Source organism: Moraxella sp. Pampa, assembly GCF_035181385.1.
GTDB lineage: Bacteria > Pseudomonadota > Gammaproteobacteria > Pseudomonadales > Moraxellaceae > Moraxella.
Genome location: NZ_JAXCJK010000001.1, coordinates 734,168 through 752,152, shown reverse-complemented (window position 1 = coordinate 752,152; position 17,985 = coordinate 734,168). Strand labels below are relative to the sequence as shown.

The window sequence follows — 17,985 nt, the reverse complement described above, 5'->3', positions numbered from 1 at the left end:
CTTTTTGTTCAAGGTGTTTTAAGTCAAGTAAAATGACTTCAATAAAAAGGAAGTAATGATGACGCAGTCATTAAATAGACCCAATTCACACATCAATGTGGCGGGGATTGAAATTGGCAATGACAAGCCTTTTGTGCTGTTTGGTGGCATGAATGTGCTAGAAAGTCGTGAACTTGCTTTTGAGATTGCTGAGTACTATATCGATATTTGTACCCGCCTAAACATTGGCTATGTATTTAAGGCAAGTTTTGATAAGGCAAATCGCTCAAGCCTGCATTCTTTTCGTGGTCCAAGCCTTGAGACTGGTTTGACTTGGCTAAACGACATTAAAGAAAAATATGATGTGCCAATCATCACCGATGTGCATGAGCCGTATCAAGCTGCACCTGTGGCAAAAGTAGCGGACATCATTCAGTTGCCTGCCTTTTTAAGCCGTCAGACCGATCTTGTGAGTGCGATGGCAAAAACTGGGGCGGTCATCAATATCAAAAAGGCTCAATTTTTGGCACCACATGAGATGCAACACATCATCAATAAATGCCTAGAAGCTGGTAATGATAAGGTGATTTTGTGCGAGCGTGGCACCTCGTTTGGCTATAATAATCTGATCGTGGACATGCTTGGCTTTGACATCATGAAGGCGATGAATGTGCCTGTCTTTTTTGATGTAACGCATGCACTACAAGAGCCGGGAGCCAGAATTGACAGTGCTGGTGGTCGTCGCCATCAAATCACAACCTTGGCTCGTGCAGGCATGGCGACAGGATTGGCAGGTCTGTTCCTAGAGGCACACCCAAATCCTGATGAAGCAAAATGCGATGGTCCTTGTGCATTGCGACTTGATCAGCTTGAACCTTTTTTAATGCAGTTAAAGCAGATTGATGATTTGGTAAAAGGCTTTGCCATGCTAAACACGCAATGACCAATCCACCACTTAAATCATGCAAATTAATCATTGGTGTTTAGATATTTTACCACTTTGACAATGATTTTATATCCAATCAATTTTATGATAAAAGGAACACAATATGTACGCTGAAACTACTGATAATGCCTTTGAAATCAAAGACATTGTTGCTCGTGAAATCTTGGATTCTCGTGGCAACCCAACCATTGAGGCTGATGTGATTTTGGCTAATGGCGTATGCGGTCGTGCCGCCGCACCGTCTGGTGCATCAACAGGTTCTCGTGAGGCCCTTGAGCTGCGTGATGGCGATAAGTCTCGTTATCTGGGTAAGGGTGTAAAAAAAGCTGTCGCCAATGTTAATAGCCAAATCCGTTCAGCACTCATGGACAAAGATGTTACTACACAAGCTGAAATTGACAAAATTTTGATTGAGCTTGATGGTACAGAAAATAAAGAAAAACTGGGAGCAAATGCCACGCTTGCAGTGTCTTTGGCTGCTGCGCGTGCTGCAGCGATTGCTAAAAATTTACCGCTACATCAGTACATCGCCAATCTGCGTGGTCAGACTTCTTTGACCATGCCTGTGCCGATGATGAATATTCTAAATGGTGGTGCACACGCAGACAACACTGTGGACATTCAAGAATTTATGATTGAGCCTGTAGGTTTTACCAGTTTCTCTGAAAGTCTGCGTGCAGGTACAGAAATTTTTCATAGTCTAAAATCTGTCCTAAAAGCTCAAGGGCTAAATACCGCAGTGGGTGATGAGGGTGGTTTTGCACCAAATCTACGCTCAAATGAAGAGGCCATCACTGTCATTATGAAAGCCATTGAGCAAGCAGGATATAAGGCAGGTCAGGACATTCATCTTGCTCTTGACTGTGCGTCTAGCGAGTTTTACAAAGACGGTCAGTATGTGTTAGAAGGCGAGGGTAAATCTTATACCAGCGAAGGTTTTGCTGACTATCTGGCAGGTTTATGTCGTCAATATCCAATCATCTCTATTGAAGATGGTCTTGATGAGAGCGACTGGGACGGCTGGGCGTATTTGACCAAGCAACTTGGCGACAAGGTGCAGTTGGTGGGTGATGATTTATTTGTTACTAACCCAAAAATCTTAAAGCAAGGTATTGATCAGCATATTGCCAATGCCATTTTGATTAAATTTAATCAGATTGGTACGCTGTCTGAAACACTAGACGCCATTTATCTTGCTAAAGAAAATGGCTATGCAACCGTCATCAGCCATCGCTCTGGTGAAACCGAAGACAGTACGATTGCTGATTTGGCGGTGGGTACAGCGGCAGGTCAGATTAAGACAGGTTCGCTATGCCGATCTGACCGTGTTGCTAAGTACAACCAACTATTACGCATTGAGCAACAAGTAACTGCGGCTTTTCGTGGTCGTGAAGAATTTATCGGACTGCGTGGTTAATTGAGTGTATCTGTGGTAAACACAACAAAAAACTCAGCCTTCATGACTCAGCCTAAGCGTTTGGGTGGGGTGGGCTATGTGTGCCTGATAGGTTTTGCACTTGTCATATTGCTACTGTTGCAACATCAATATTGGCATGGTGAAAATGGCCATGCCAGTTTGAATGTGTTAAATGAACAAATTGCTAAACAAAACGCCATCAATACCGAGCAAGCCTATATCAATAATTTGTTGCGTGCTGATGTGCGTGATTTAAAAACTCAAACATCAGCCATTGAAGAGCATGCAAGACTTGACTTGGGATTGATCAAGTCTGGTGAAACCTTTTTTCAGTTGTCAAATGCACCTGTAACTTACAGTCGGCAAATGAACCAGGAATTGGACCAAGAGGCAGACGCCATTGAGCCTATTGAGAGCTTGGAAATAGATGACGGCACAGCACAATGATGATAAATAAGATTGGCACAATGCCAGTCTTATTTTTTTAATCAAACTTATTTTAATTAAATCAGGTAAAAAATGACAAATACACATCGTGCCATACACGCACTCATGGCGGCAGCAGGCAAAGGATCACGCTTTGGGGCTGATAAACCTAAGCAATATCTGACATTATCGGATAAAACTGTGTTAGAAGAGAGTATGGCAAGATTGAATATTGACGGTATTGATGACTTAACTTTGGTTGTTGCCCAAGATGATATGTATTTTGGGGATTTGACACTCATCTATGCCAAGCCAATTTATCAAGCGTGGGGCGGAGCAGAGCGATGGCAATCGGTGATGAATGGTGTTAAAAAGATTCGTGAGCGGGGTGCAGGTGATGATGATTGGGTGTTGATTCATGATGCAGCACGCCCTTGTTTGCCTGAGTCTGATTTGATGAAGCTTTTGCGTGCATTAGACAGTACGCCAAGACAAGGAGTGATACTTGCGACACCTGTCGTTGATACTTTAAAGCAAGTTGATGATGATAATATTATCAAAACAGTTGATAGAAATGGGTTATGGCAAGCACAAACACCACAAGCTTTTCATCTAAAAACACTTGAAAATGTCTTATCTAAGGTTTTAGAATGTGGACTAAATATCACCGATGAAGCAAGTGGTTTTGAAATGTTGGGGCATGGCGTGCAAATTGTGCATGGTTCACGGCTAAATATGAAGCTAACCCATGCAGAAGACTTGCCACTACTGCGACTTATTGCAACAAGTTTATTGGATTGATGACGCATTTAGGAGGGTTATGCCAAGTATTATCAGCGTGTTCATCATTGCCTTTATGCTTGGTGTGTTGGCAGTCATGCCAAAAACATCACTTGGTGATGGTTTGTCTGCATGGTTTTTGACACCTTGGCTGTTTGGTGTATTATCAAGTGTGCTTGTGGCATCAGCTTTTGGGCTGATGATGACAAAAAAATTGCACTGTTTTGCGTTGAAGCGGACATTGCAATTACTGCTGTTGATGGTGCTGTTTGTACTATTTGGTTTGCGTGCGATGATGGCACATCATGAATTTGAGCAATTTACTATTGATAAGCCTTATACCGTAACGGCAACGGTACATATTGATGAAATCAGCGATGCTATTTATGACAAGTTTGCTGGTACAAGTTATCGGCAGAGGGCAAGGATTGATGACTTAAATTTGGTGCTGCATTTAGAAGGTGATGGCATGACAAGTTTGCATAATCCTTTTGCCAGCCCTCACGCTTCTATGCCATCTGTGCAATCAGACTTTTCTCAGCCCTCTCAAATGTCTTGGTCATCTGGCCTTGTTTCACTGCCCAGCACCATGACTGTACTGCTGATGGCAAATGCCAACACCACCAAAAATTTGCATCATCTTGATGGGCTAACCCCTAACACAACTGCTCGCATGACACTATTGCTTGAGCCAATTGACACAAAAAAAGGTGAAAACGGCTTTGATGGTAATATTTGGCTACATACCAGACACATTCATGCTAATGCACGCGTACTGTCAATTGATGATGTGGTGCATCATGCTGCTTATGATGATTTTGCTGAATATTTACAGGGGCTTCGGCAAAGATTACGAACGCATTTTTATGATGATTGGCATACGCTTGATACGCCAAATCAGCAAGCCAGAGCAGTGGCATTAAGCCTACTAACAGGCGATCGTGCGTTAATTAGCCGCACAACCAAAGAGCTGTATCAGTTGGCAGGTATTTCACATTTGCTTGCCATATCGGGCACTCATGTGGTGTTTTTGGCGGTGATGCTTGCAGGGCTCATAACAGCGATATCAGACAATATTTGCCCTAAGATTTATACCTCGCTGTCGCGTTGGCAGATTCGTCTCATCGTAATGATTGTGGTGAGTGTTGTCTATGCGGTTTTTACAGGATTTGATGTGCCTGCTGTGCGTACGGTTTACATGCTTGTTATGATGTCAATAGCAAGGTATCTGGTATTGCCCATCTCAAATCTAACCATGTTGTTTATGGTGGGTTTGTTTATGGCGTGGCTTAATCCCTATGTGCTATGGCAGGCAGGTTTTTGGTTGTCCTTTGTGGCGGTACTGTTGCTCATGTGTTATGAAGCCCAAGTAATACAGGGTGTGCCAAACGGTTTTCGGTTATGGCAAAACATAAAGCAACTGATCAGATTGCAAATTTGGCTGTTCATTGCCATGTTGCCACTATCCTTATTATTTTTTGGCAAAGTGTCATTATGGGGTGTTTTGGTTAATTTGTTTGCTGTGGGTTTATTTGGTGGTGTTATTGTGCCAATCAATCTGTTGGCAGGCGTGGCATTTGTCATTTCACCAAGTGTTGCCGATGTGCTTTGGGGCTTATCATTAGCGATTTTGACTAAGATACACAATGCCTTTGAGCTATTTTTGTTGGGGGATTCTTGGTTGTATGCACCGTTTGGGGCGGCGGGCTTTTTGCTTTTTGGGCTGATGCTTTTGCCAATGTTGAGTAAAATCTTGCCTAAGTATATGGCGGTTTTACCATTGTCAATACTGACTTTGATGCTGATGAATGATGTATTTTTTGCACAAAAAAATCAGACGACTGCACTTAGAGTCATACCAACAGGCAATGAAAATTTTCAGGCGGTATTGATAAAAAATAACACACAAGCATGGTTGCTGTTGTCTGATTTTGGGGCAAAACCACTGTCTATCAGCCAAATCAATATTTTGACAGATGGGTTAAAACGCCAAGGTGTGAGTACATTAACAGGCGTGGTTGCTCAAACGCCAAACGCCAGCTTGCCCAGTGTGGTGGCAAGCATTCATGAGCGATTGCCGATTTTGCATTATTGGCAAGCAGGGCGTACGCAGGTATCTTTGAATACTTTGGCGGTACAAACTTGCCAAGCAGGGCAAATTTATCAGATGGAGGGCTTGTCGGTGCGTGCATTGACGGGTTGGCAAGAGATTGCTGATAAGACAGTTTGGGGCTGTACCATTGAGATACAAAGTCAGCAACCCATGCAGATTGATTTGGTTGCTACTGCTGATAAAAATGCCAAAAATTTTCAGGTCGCTGAGCAATCTAAGAATTATGATGCGTCTGATGATGTGGTCAATCCAGCCACGCCAGAGACGATTTATCGAGTGATTGTCAATGGAGCAACACACGATAATACTTGGCAACTTTGGCAGTGGATTTGCCAAGATGAAAAATCCAATATTGCTCCCAAAAAAGCCTCTTATGATGGGCTTTGGCTGTCTCATCCGCTTTCTAAAAGTGATGCAAATGTGCAACAAAAATTCATGACAGCACCGTGGTAGTCATTGTCCAGGCTATCATCTTGATGGCTTTTAGGGTACAATACGCACTATTTTGTCGAGGTCATCGTGCTTTGGCAAATCAACATTTAGTTATTGTGAAATTTAAAAATAAGGATAAAGACATGGCATGGCCACCAAATCCCAATTCTCATTCTAATCATCAAACATCGATTCCATCTGCATCATCAAAGTCTGCAACGCCAGAGTGGCAAATCATCGAAAAAACCATGTTGGCAAGTGTTCAAGAGCAGCGTCGTGCACGCCGTTGGAGCATATTTTTTAAGCTATTAACTTTTGCTTATGTGGTGCTTTTTGCATTAATATTTTCCCGTGGTTGTGCTCCAACTGAAATGACAAATGCACCACTTGGCATTGGCGAGCCACATTTGGCAGTTGTTGATGTTCAGGGGGTGATTTCATCAAGCAGTGAGGCAAATGCGTATCACATCAACAGTGCATTGACTGAGGCTTTTGAAAATGATAATGCCAAGGCGGTGGCGATTGCCATCAACTCACCTGGTGGTTCGCCTGTGCAATCTGATGAAGTCTGGCAAATGGCAATGCAGCTCAAAAAAGATTATCCTAATAAAAAGCTTTATGCTGTCATTGGTGATACAGGTGCGTCAGGTGCTTATTACATTGCGTCAGCAGCAGATGAAATATGGGTAAATTCATCAAGTTTGGTTGGTTCAATTGGTGTGATTATGTCGGGCTATAATATTGAGAAACTACTGGACAAAGCAGGCGTGGCTGATCGCACCATGACCGCAGGAGAATATAAAGACATCTTGTCCATCTCTCGTTCGATGTCCGATGTTGAGCGAGCCCATGTACAAAAAATGCTGAATACCACGCATCAAAACTTCATTGACGCTGTCAAACAAGGTCGTGGCGATAAACTTAAAAATCCTGATGAGAATCAATTATTTACAGGATTATTTTGGACAGGAAAAGATTCTGTGAAGCTGGGTTTGGCAGATAAGATTGGTGGTATGTCGCAACTTGAAAAACAGCTTGATTTAAAGCAGGTTAATTATAGCTATGTTGATCCTGTTAAGCAATTTTTTGACCGTTTTGGTGTGCAAGTGGGCAAGGGTTTGGGTCAGGGTGTTAAAATTGGTATTTTAGAAGAGGATATCTCTTTACGCTAATGATTGAGTTGGTTGACATCTTGATGTACTAATAAAAAAGGCGAATGAAAGTTCGTCTTTTTTATTGTGGCAATGCTGATTTTTTAGTTGAATGAGTAATCTAGCAATCCATCTAGCAATCTAAGTCGCAATTTTTATTAATGTCAGCCAAGGCCTCATCAATAATTTTTTGACTGACACCTTTTTTGCGTAATTTTTCGATGAATAAAACATCATCGGCTAGGCTGTAATTACAATTATCACGATCAAGACCTTGACGAATATATAAGCGAATTAGGCCTTGAATGCGGTTAAAGCCATGCACACTGGCAGTCTCTTCTAGATGGGCGATGATTTCTTCGGATAAACGAAGATGCACAGGACGCATGATGATTTCTGGGTGGCTTAGGTATTTGTTTTTAATTTTTGGGGAAATCATGAGATATTTTGGGTTGTCAATGAGTGATGAGTTTTATATTTTATCATAAATTTTATTAAAATAACCAATTGACCATGATAATAACTGTGACAATTTGTGATTTTGACAAGTTTCAACCCAATGAATTTTTAATGATAAATTTGGCGTAATTTGTCAGCTAAATTTGTTATAATAACACGAATTTTAACTAAGATAAAAGGTGTTATTATGTCTTGGCAGCAGCTGCATTTACAATGCTCAAAAGATCAAGTTGAGTTTGCCGAAGCGTTATTTTATGAAGAAGGGGCGGTTTCGATCATTCTAGAAGATGCTGGTGATGAACCATTGTTTGAGCCAATGCCTGGTGAAGAACCACTTTGGGCGGATGTGGTCTTGACCGCCATTTTTGATACCAATTCTGATGACCGCTTTGATGGTACAGACTTTGAAGGCATGGCAAGTACGATTGCCGCCCAAGTAGGCGCAACTCGATTTTGGACGACACGACTTGACGATAAGGACTGGTCTCGTGAGTGGATGAAACATTATAAGCCTGTCAAATGTGCGGGCAATTTATGGATTGTGCCAGAGTGGCTAAAAGCCCCTGATCCAGAGGCAATCAACCTGATTTTAGACCCTGGTCTTGCTTTTGGGACTGGCTATCATGCCACAACGCGTCTATGTCTTGATTGGTTGTCTGGTCAAGATTTAACCGATAAAGTTGTGATTGATTATGGCTGTGGCTCTGGCGTGCTTGGTGTGGCAGCCTTACTACTTGGGGCAAAGTGTGTTTATGCTGTAGATATTGACCCACAGGCAATCTTGGCGACCAAACAAAACGCTGCCTTAAATGGCGTGGCTGACCGCCTAGAAGTGTTCTTGCCAGAGGAATTTTCTGCTTTTCAAAAGGCAGAGTGCCTACAAGCTGATGTCATCACAGCAAATATCCTTGCCAAGCCACTCATTGGCTTTGCACCGTATTTTAGTATGTTGCTAAAAGATGGAGGATTAATTGTACTGGCAGGTCTGATTGAAAATCAAACCCAAGATGTGATTGATGCTTATGTGCCATTTTTTACTCTTGATGATGTATTTAATTATGCCAATGCAGATGATCATCATTGGCATAGATTATCAGGCGTTAAGAACTGATAAAGCCATGAATTTTAAAGTATCAATGTAAAAACCCATGCACATTGGTATGCTGGCTAATATTATCGTATGCTAAAAATCAAAGTCAGGTACGCACCTCTTTATAAAAATTGCTTAAAGTGGTATATTATGGGTGCTTTGTTGGTTTCTTTTTGTATTTTATATTATATTAAGGTGTGTTATGAGTTTTGAGCGTTTTGCCTTGCTGTCTGTGTCTGATAAGGCAGGTATTGTTGAATTTGCCAAAGGTTTGAGCGAAGCTGGTTTTGGCATTTTATCTACTGGTGGTACATTTAAGTTATTGACCGAATCTGGCGTAAAAGCCATTGAAGTCTCTGCCCACACAGGTTTTAGTGAAATGATGGACGGTCGTGTTAAGACGCTGCATCCTAAAATTCATGGTGGTATTTTGGGTCGCCGTGGTATTGATGATGAGGTGATGAATGAACATGGCATTGACCGCATTGATATCGTTGCTGTCAACTTATATCCATTTGCCCAGACTGTTGCCAAACCTAATGTAAAAATGTCAGACGCCATTGAAAATATTGACATTGGCGGCCCTGCGATGGTGCGTTCTGCTGCCAAAAACCATGCTCATGTTGGCATCATCACAAATCCTGCTGACTATGAGCGTGTGCTGAGTGAGATTAATAATACTGGTGAGATTAGCTATGCCACCAGATTTGATCTGGCGGTCAAAGCTTTTGAGCACACAGCAGGTTATGATGGCATGATTGCTTCTTTCTTTGGAGCAAGACTCAATGAAAATGCTGTTTGCCCAAGCGAAGATTCAACACCAACAACTGATTTTTCGCGTACTTTTAATGCTCAGTTATATAAATCTCAAGAACTACGCTATGGTGAAAATCCGCATCAAAAAGCGGCATTTTATGTAGAAAGCGGTGCAAAAGAGGCATCTGTTTCAACAGCTTGCCAGCTCCAAGGCAAAGAATTATCTTATAATAATATTGCCGATACAGATGCTGCCTTAGAATGCGTTAAATCATTCACCAAGCCTGCTTGCGTCATCGTTAAGCATGCCAATCCTTGTGGTGTGGCGGTATCGTCAGATGGGATTTTAGATGCTTATAATTTGGCTTATGCAACCGATCCAGAGTCGGCATTTGGTGGTATCATCGCCTTTAACCGTGAGCTGGACATCAATACCGCAAAAGCCATCGTTGAGCGTCAATTTGTTGAAGTGATCATCGCCCCAAGTGTGGCTGACGGTGTGTTAGACATCACAGGTGCGAAGAAAAATATCCGTGTGCTTGTCTGCGGTGAGTTGCCAGCTCCCAATCATCGTGTTGCTCAACTTGATTATAAGCGTGTTAATGGCGGTCTTTTGGTACAGGACCAAGATTTGGGCATGATTGATAAAGATGATTTGAAAGTGGTTACTAAGCGAGCACCAACCGACGCAGAATTAGATGATTTAATTTTTGCTTGGAAGGTTGCTAAATATGTTAAGTCTAATGCCATTGTGTATGCCAAAAACCGTCAGACCATCGGTATTGGTGCAGGCCAGATGAGCCGTGTAAATTCTGCTCGCATTGCCGCCATTAAAGCTGAGCATGCAGGCCTTGTGGTTGAAGGTGCGGTCATGGCATCAGATGCCTTTTTCCCATTCCGAGATGGCATTGATAATGCCGCCGCTGCTGGTATTAAGTGCATTATCCAGCCTGGGGGTTCTATGCGTGATGATGAGACAATTGCTGCTGCTAATGAGCATGGGATTGCCATGGTATTTACAGGAATGCGTCATTTTCGCCACTAGTTTTTTTAAATACAAAAAATCCGCTCAAGTTTGAGCGGATTTTTTATTGATTTGATTAAAAATAGCTTAGGTTTTTTAATGACTCAACCAAATTTAATGACAGTCCAATCTAGTGGTTTAAAAAATCATCTGTTGCTTCATTAGGTATGGGCGATTCTTTGCTATTTGGTTTGGTGTGAGATGGGCTTTCATCAAAAATGCCGTTGGTTTGGTCTGTTTGTATGTCTATCAAGCGATCATCACCAAGTTCATTGATTTGGTCATCAAATTGACCGTCATAAAAAAAACTGCTGGTACAATCAGCATAATTATTGGGGGTGTACTGACGAATGACAGGCAGCCAAAGTGCATTTTGACAACCCTCTTGAGACAGTAACCCTGTACCATTATCCAGCCATACCCATTCAATATTGTCTGGTTTGGCAAGATTGACAGGCTTGTGTTTTAGTGATTGCATGAATGCACGCCAAATCGGCAAGGCGTGTTTACTGCCTGTCAGGCCTGCTGGTTTATTATCATCTCGCCCAACCCATACTACCGAAACATAGTTGCCACTATATCCTGCAAACCAAGCATCTCGCCCATCGTTAGTTGTGCCTGTTTTGCCTGCTAAGTTTAGGCCAGAATCAAAATTTCCTGCTTGTGCTGTGCCATGTTTAAATATTTGTTGCATGGCATGATTGGTAAGATAAGTTGCCTCTGGCGATAGACGGATTTGGGTACGCTTGTCGCTATTTTGTAGGACATTGCCTTTATCGTCAATGACCTTATTGATGGTGTGTAGAGGTGTACTCATGCCACCATTGGCAAAAATCTGATACACACCAAGCATTTCTACTGGTGATAAATCTACCGCCCCAAGTAATATCGATGGATAATTAGAAAAACTTTCATTGACGCCAAGTGAATTTAATTGGCGATGAAAAATATTAAGACCGAATTCCATGCCAACATTAACTGCTGCTTGATTATAAGACTGTGCAAGGGCGGTCATTATGGGTGTCTGGCCGTGTGATACACCGTTGTAATTTTTTGGGGTCCAAGCTTTGCCATTGATGGTGTAGCTGATAGGGCTGTCATCAACACTGCTGGCAAGGTTGTAACGACCTGACTGAAAGGCGGTAAGGTAAATGACTGGCTTTAATAGTGAGCCAACTTGGCGTTTGGTATCAATAGCACGGTTAAAACCTGTGAAGTTATCACGACTACCAACAATAGAAACTATCTCGCCTGTAGTGGGGTTGGCACTCACCAAAGCACCTTGTAGATTGTTGTTGGTGCCGTTGATGATGGCTTTGGTGGCGTGTGCTTGGGCGATGGGGTCAAGTGTTGAGATGATTTTAAGACCTCGATTTTGCAGGTCTTCTTCACGATAGTAGGCTTTGAGCTCACGAGAGATCGCATCAAAAAAATCAGGAAACCGACTTCGAGAGATGGTTGGGGTCTTAACCACATCTAGAGCTCTTTTGGTGGCGATGTCGTATTCGCTTTGGCTGATTTTGCCTGTGGTGAGCATATTGTGCAATACTGTATTTCGCCGTTCTAGTGCACGCTCTGGGTGTTTTCTAGGATTGTAATAACTAGATCCTTTGGCAATACCAACAAGCAGGGCATACTGATCAAGGCGAAGTTCAGATAGAGGCTTATTAAAATAAAACTGAGAAGCAATACCAAAGCCATTTATCGAGCGATTGCCATTTTGCCCAAGGTTAATTTCATTTAAATAAGCAAGCAAAATTTCATCTTTGCCGTAGTGTAGCTCTAACAACAATGCCATGATTGCTTCATTGGCTTTGCGTCTGAGTGTGCGTTCAGAATTTAGATAAAAGTTTTTGATGAGCTGTTGGGTGATGGTTGAGCCGCCTTGGCGTGCACCACCTGTCAGATTTGATAAAATCGCACGAGCTGTACCACGCAAAGAGATGCCATGATGCTCAAAAAAATTGCGGTCTTCGGTGGCAACAAGTGCATTGACCAAATGTTTTGGCACATTGTCTGGTGTGAGCAAAATGCGATCTTCATTGTTTTGTGGATAGATGCCACCGACATTGACAGGCTCTAGGCGTAGCATGCTTTTGTTGGTGGGACTGCTTGTCATAAGGCGTGTGATTTTGCCATTAAGAAGGCTTATTTTGATGGTTTGTTTGCTCTCCACATCACCGTTGCCGTAATCAAAACCACGCGTATAAATTGTGTAGGTATCGCCCGATTTTTGATAGCCACCTTGCGATGATGAATTTTGACTGTAGTTGAGCAATTTTAGCCAAGTATCAAGATCATCATTATTTAAAGGTGCATTAGGATATAGTTCTAACGGTCTAGAATAAACGGTTGCAGGAATGTCCCAACGGCGATTTTCAAATTTATTGATGATTGTGCTATTTAGATAATAAGCATACAACCCAAGCAAAATCATTGCCGTCATGATAATGATGAGTAGAATAAAACCAATCACCGAGCCGTTTTGGTGCTTTATCGCACCGTTTTTTGGTAAGTTTTTTATTGACATAAGATTTTGTTTTATAAAAAATGATGAACCATACTAACGATTTGTTGGTATTTTGGCAAGTGTTAAAATGATTTTTGCCTGTGATTTGCCTGTGATTTGCCTGTGATTTGCTTTGTATTGATTTGACCTAGGTATTCTTAGTTTTGTTCTGATGGGCAATATGTGGGTGGAACACTTATTAAAAGCCATTAAAATATGATTATGTTATAATAAAGTCTGCAATCATGCGATGAACTGTCGGAAAAAAACAATGAATGCCGTGAGCGATGTGGATAAAAGCGTTGATGAAATTGCCCACTCTTTAATTTTACCACCTGAGGGTGCGTGTTTTCACTGTGGTGAGGTGCTACCAAAAGAGCCATTTTTTGCGGTGATTTTTGAGAAACCACGCCCTATGTGCTGTTTGGGGTGTCAGTTGGCAGCCCAAAGTATTGTAGAGTCTGGGTTGTCTCAGTATTATCTTGACCGCCGTGAGATTAGCCCAACTGCAAGTTTACCTGATGCGATGAACTTTGATGCATATAATCATGATGACATCAAAGCGCAATTTGTCTATGCTGAAGATGGCGGTAATACAGCAGAGTTATCGGTACTCAATCTACGGTGTTCAGCGTGTACTTGGTTGATTGAGACACGACTGCGTGCTATTGATGGTGTGCGTATGTGCCAAGTAAACTTAACTCAGCAAAGAATGCGTGTCAATTGGGACGAGAGTCGCTGTGATATTGGGCAAATTTTACAGGCGGTGCATTCGGTAGGTTATGAGGCCAAGCCGTATCGCCAAGATACACACGAGGCCATGCTAAAACGCCAAAATAAACAAATGCTCATTCGCTTGGCCATTGCAGCACTTGGGGCGATGCAAGCAATGATGTTTTCTATTGGTATGTATTTTGGTGAGCATACAGGCATACTCATTGAACATCGAGATTTTTTGCGTTATGTGGCACTTTTTGTTACCATTCCTGTGATTTTTTATGCTGGCATACCATTTTTTTTATCTGCTTATAATACTTTAAAAGTACGCCAAGTGAATATGGATGTGCCTGTATCCATTGCTCTTATCACAACTTTTAGTGCAAGTGTTTATGCGACCTTGACAGGGACTGGCGAGGCGTATTTTGACTCGGTATCAATGTTTATTTTCTTTCTTTTGGCAGGGCGTTATATTGAGCAAAACGCTCGTCTAAAAGCGTCAAATATGGCCTCAGACCTTGTGGTAATTGAGCCGATTTTATTATCAAAAATTGCTCATGATGATGATTTGGCTGTCCAATTGATGAACAATGCAGGCTGTCAAGATGACAATAGAGACATCATCAAAAATTGGTGGCAATCTCATCTAGACATTCATACTGATTTGCCAAATGCTCATGCTGATAAAGATAAAATACTTGCCCAATCGGTGGTGGTAGGCGACATCATTCGTATTGATGCAGGTTCACACATTGTCTCTGATGGTGTGCTTTTATCTGATACTGCCACGGTGTCGCAGAGTCTTTTGACAGGTGAAAGTGATTTGATTGTCAAAACTTGTGGCGATCAAGTGGTGGGTGGCTCACAAAATGACAGTCAGCCTTTTTTTATGGTTGTTACCACCAAAGTTGATGACAGTCAGATTGCTCTGATTGACCGTCTGATGAATCGTGCAATGAGCGAGAAGCCTAAAATTGCCCAAGATGCCGACAAGATGGCGCGTTGGTTTGTTGCTCGTGTATTGATATTGGCTTGCCTTGTTTTTGCGGTATGGTGGTTTATTGATAAAAACGAAGCACTGTGGGCAACGGTGGCGGTGCTTGTAGCGACCTGCCCATGTGCATTGAGTCTGGCTACACCCATTGCATTGACAGTGGCGACTAACCGCTTGGCAAAGAATGACTTTTTGGCAACCCGTGGTCATGTCATTCAGACGCTTTCTGAGGTCTGTTGTGCTTGTTTTGATAAAACTGGCACATTGACTTTAGGGCAGGCAAATCTATTAGATACGGTCAGCGTAATCAATAAGACGCAGGCTTTAAAAGTTGCTGCAGCTCTTGAGGTTGGCTCAAAACACCCTGTGGCACGGGCGATTTTGACGGCGGCACATGGTCTACATTTGCCAGAGGTTAAAGACAGTGTTCACCATGTGGCAGGTGGTGTTGAGGGAGAGATTGAAGGGGTTTTATATCGTATAGGGCATGAAAAATTTGTCCGGCCAAAAGGTGAATTGCCGATCAATTTGGCGGAAAATCTTGCCAAACATCAGGCCAATATGTCGGTGCTTTTATCGTGCCATGTGGCAGGTGAGTGGCAGGTATTGGCAAGATTTTATTTTAACGATGCCATTCGTGCTGATGCAAAGGCAATGATTGATGAATTAAAGCGGCAAGGTATCATGACCATCATGCTGACAGGTGATCCTAATCCCAATGCCCTTAAAGTAGCAAAATCGTTGGGTATTGAGCGTGCTTATTTTGGCCTAACGCCAGCAGATAAGGTTGATCATATTAAAGATTTGCAGGCCAAAGATGCTACCGTATTGATGGTGGGTGATGGCATTAATGACGCACCAGTACTTGCAGCGGCAAATGTTTCAACGGCAATGGCAGGAGCGGCAGACTTGGCACAAGTATCGTCAGATAGCGTATTGCTTGGGGGGCGACTATTGTCAATTAGCAAGGCAATTGATTTGGCAATTAGGACTCAAAAAATCATTCGCCAAAACCTTCGTTGGGCAATTATTTATAACGCCACGGTGTTAATTCCTGCGGCATTTGGCTATGTACCACCTTGGCTTGCGGCAATTGGTATGTCGCTGTCTAGTCTGCTTGTGGTGGCAAATGCCATGCGGTTGAAGCGTTGATTTTAAAGGTTGATGTCATTACTTGTGTATTTAATTGATGGCGATACAAGCTTAGCATTCTGCGATAAAACTTGTGATGCTGTGATGCAGTTTGTCTCGTTTTAGATTGATAAAAAAACCGCACTTAAAAAAATGCGGTTTTTTATGTTATTGACTTAAAATCAATCGTCTTGCAAATAGCCGATTAAACGCAAAAATTCAATATACATCCAAACCAGCGTTGATAGAATGCCAATGCTATAGGTCCATTCGTATTCTTGTGAGACGCCATATTGCACGCCTTTTTCAACATTATCAAAATCAAGCAACAGGCTAAATGATGCAATGATGGTAACAAAAACGCTAAAGCCAATTGCTACCATGCCTCCATCAAAAAGCAAGGGCAGACTTGAGCCAAACAGTCTAAAACCAAGTTGCACAAGGTATAAAATACCAATGGCAATGATGGCTGATGTTAGGATTGAGCGAAATTTTTCGGTAACTTTGACAACACCTGTGGTGTATAGCGTCAGCATAACGGCTGCTGTGATGAAAGTTGCCGATAAGGCTGACAATGGCACGCTAGGATATCTAAAATACATGATGGTACTAAATGCACCTAGCAATACACCTTCACAAAGGGCGTATGGTACAGCAAGGCTTTTGGCTAAATGTGGCTTAAACGCACTTGCCAAGCCTAAACCCATGCCAGCAAAAAGGCCGACCAATGCCAGTGGATACAGCATATTTATGGATATACCACCCATCAAAGCATAAAAGAATACGCCAAAACCAGAGATGGCAGCAAGTGCTAACAAAAATGCACTTTTGCGAACCACACCGCCGACAGACATGGTAACACCGCCGACAGCAAGTTCGGTGCGGCTAATGATAGGATTTGCCATATTTTTTCCTTGTATCATTTAAGGTTGTGGATAATTATTTAATTGATTATAAAGAGATTTTTTTAAAAATCAAGTTTTTTGTAGGGTTGATAATTGATTTTGTTTTTCTAAAAACTTGTCTTGTACTAAGATTGTGTTTTTTGGTATCATATGCTTTATTTTTTTATTGGTTGTTATGTCGAATTTTATCAATAATCACCCAAAGCGTCCGCCATTTCGTCGTATTGGCGTTATGGGGCGTGCTGGAAAAAGCAGTGTTATACAAACTTTGAATGAGCTGATTGCTTTACTTGATGAACGAGATTTATCTATTATTATTGATACTGAAACGGCCGCCATTCAGGGTTTGCAACTTGATTTTGACAGAGTGGATGGGCATCAATTTAAGATTGTTCCGCGTCAAAAAATCGGTGAATATTGTGATTTTGTGATTGTGGTTGGTGGTGATGGCTCGATGTTGCACGCAGCCAGCGTTTTGGCGGGTACTGATGTGCCCGTACTTGGTATCAATCGTGGTCGTTTGGGATTTTTGGCAGATGTCAATCCTGATGAGTTAAATGAGCGTTTGTTGCGGGTATTAGATGGTGATTATTGGTTGGTTGAGCGGTTTTTATTAACTTTCAAAATTGTACAAAATGATGAAAATGGTAAGCCGACCGATGTCGTCATTCATGAAGATGTGGCACTTAATGATGTGGTGCTTCACGCTGGAAAGTCGGTACATACCATCGACTTTGAGCTACACATCAATGATTCGCCTGTCTATCGTCAGCACGCAGATGGCCTGATTGTTTCTACACCAACAGGTTCAACTGCTTACTCGTTGTCGGCTGGTGGACCAATTATCCACCCAACAATTGATGCAATTTGTCTTGTTCCTATGCACCCACACACGCTGTCAAGCCGACCGCTCGTGGTGGCAGGCGGTAGCCAAATCGCCATCAATATTCACAAAGATAACCGCACACAGCCAATGGTTGGGGCTGATGGCAAGGCGTCTGCACCACTTGATAATGACCAAACTTTACTGATTGCCAAACATGAAAAGACATTATTGCTACTACACCCACCAGGCTATAATTTTTATGAAGCGTGTCGCACCAAGCTTCACTGGAATTTGTATAACGAAGAATTTGCCCTAAAAACTTAAATGATG

13 protein-coding genes are annotated in these 17,985 nt (G+C 42.1%); 10 read left to right on the top strand and 3 right to left on the bottom strand.

What is annotated here, in order from left to right:
• Window positions 1–58: 58 nt before the first annotated feature.
• The 6 genes from kdsA (at window position 59) to sppA (ending at window position 7,265) form a co-directional block, all read left to right on the top strand.
• Entirely contained in the window at window positions 59–922 is an 864-nt protein-coding gene (gene kdsA / locus R0123_RS03635; protein WP_323843132.1) for a 3-deoxy-8-phosphooctulonate synthase, read from the top strand.
• Window positions 923–1,028: 106 nt separating this feature from the next.
• A complete protein-coding gene (eno, locus tag R0123_RS03630) occupies window positions 1,029–2,342 on the top strand; it encodes a phosphopyruvate hydratase (RefSeq protein ID WP_323841743.1) in 1,314 nt (437 codons plus the stop codon).
• 42 nt (window positions 2,343–2,384) lie between these two features.
• Window positions 2,385–2,789 carry an FtsB family cell division protein gene (locus tag R0123_RS03625; RefSeq protein ID WP_323841744.1) on the top strand — a complete coding sequence of 135 codons (405 nt, stop codon included), beginning with the start codon at window positions 2,385–2,387 and terminating at the stop codon, window positions 2,787–2,789.
• Window positions 2,790–2,861: 72 nt separating this feature from the next.
• Window positions 2,862–3,569 (top strand): 2-C-methyl-D-erythritol 4-phosphate cytidylyltransferase, encoded by a 708-nt coding sequence (ispD, locus tag R0123_RS03620; RefSeq protein ID WP_323841745.1) that lies wholly within the window; start codon window positions 2,862–2,864, stop codon window positions 3,567–3,569.
• Between the two features lie 19 nt (window positions 3,570–3,588).
• The gene (locus tag R0123_RS03615) at window positions 3,589–6,114 is read left to right on the top strand and encodes a ComEC/Rec2 family competence protein (protein ID WP_323843131.1); all 2,526 of its coding nucleotides are present in this window, start codon (window positions 3,589–3,591) and stop codon (window positions 6,112–6,114) included.
• Window positions 6,115–6,236: 122 nt separating this feature from the next.
• The gene (gene sppA / locus R0123_RS03610; RefSeq protein WP_323841747.1) at window positions 6,237–7,265 is read left to right on the top strand and encodes a signal peptide peptidase SppA; all 1,029 of its coding nucleotides are present in this window, start codon (window positions 6,237–6,239) and stop codon (window positions 7,263–7,265) included.
• Between the two features lie 112 nt (window positions 7,266–7,377).
• Here sppA and R0123_RS03605 read toward each other — a convergent pair whose 3' ends face one another.
• Window positions 7,378–7,683, bottom strand: coding sequence for a CopG family transcriptional regulator (locus R0123_RS03605; protein ID WP_323841748.1), 306 nt, complete (start codon window positions 7,681–7,683; stop codon window positions 7,378–7,380).
• A gap of 207 nt (window positions 7,684–7,890) precedes the next feature.
• On the opposite strand from R0123_RS03605, the gene prmA reads away from it, so the two are divergent.
• Both prmA and purH read left to right on the top strand, forming a co-directional pair.
• Window positions 7,891–8,814, top strand: a complete 924-nt coding sequence (gene prmA, locus R0123_RS03600; RefSeq protein WP_323841749.1) for a 50S ribosomal protein L11 methyltransferase — start codon at window positions 7,891–7,893, stop codon at window positions 8,812–8,814.
• A gap of 181 nt (window positions 8,815–8,995) precedes the next feature.
• On the top strand, window positions 8,996–10,594 hold the full coding sequence (purH, locus tag R0123_RS03595; RefSeq protein WP_323843130.1) for a bifunctional phosphoribosylaminoimidazolecarboxamide formyltransferase/IMP cyclohydrolase: 1,599 nt from the start codon (window positions 8,996–8,998) through the stop codon (window positions 10,592–10,594).
• Window positions 10,595–10,703: 109 nt separating this feature from the next.
• Here the strand turns inward: purH and mrcB are convergent, their stop codons facing one another.
• A complete protein-coding gene (gene mrcB / locus R0123_RS03590) occupies window positions 10,704–13,103 on the bottom strand; it encodes a penicillin-binding protein 1B (protein ID WP_323843129.1) in 2,400 nt (799 codons plus the stop codon).
• Between the two features lie 250 nt (window positions 13,104–13,353).
• Here mrcB and R0123_RS03585 point away from each other — a divergent pair, with 250 nt between their 5' ends.
• On the top strand, window positions 13,354–15,945 hold the full coding sequence (locus R0123_RS03585) for a heavy metal translocating P-type ATPase (RefSeq protein WP_323843128.1): 2,592 nt from the start codon (window positions 13,354–13,356) through the stop codon (window positions 15,943–15,945).
• Window positions 15,946–16,106: 161 nt separating this feature from the next.
• Here R0123_RS03585 and R0123_RS03580 read toward each other — a convergent pair whose 3' ends face one another.
• Entirely contained in the window at window positions 16,107–16,829 is a 723-nt protein-coding gene (locus R0123_RS03580) for a Bax inhibitor-1/YccA family protein (RefSeq protein ID WP_323843127.1), read from the bottom strand.
• A gap of 175 nt (window positions 16,830–17,004) precedes the next feature.
• Between R0123_RS03580 and R0123_RS03575 the strand changes: the two genes are divergently transcribed.
• Entirely contained in the window at window positions 17,005–17,979 is a 975-nt protein-coding gene (locus R0123_RS03575) for an NAD(+) kinase (protein WP_323843126.1), read from the top strand.
• Window positions 17,980–17,985 lie beyond the last annotated feature (6 nt).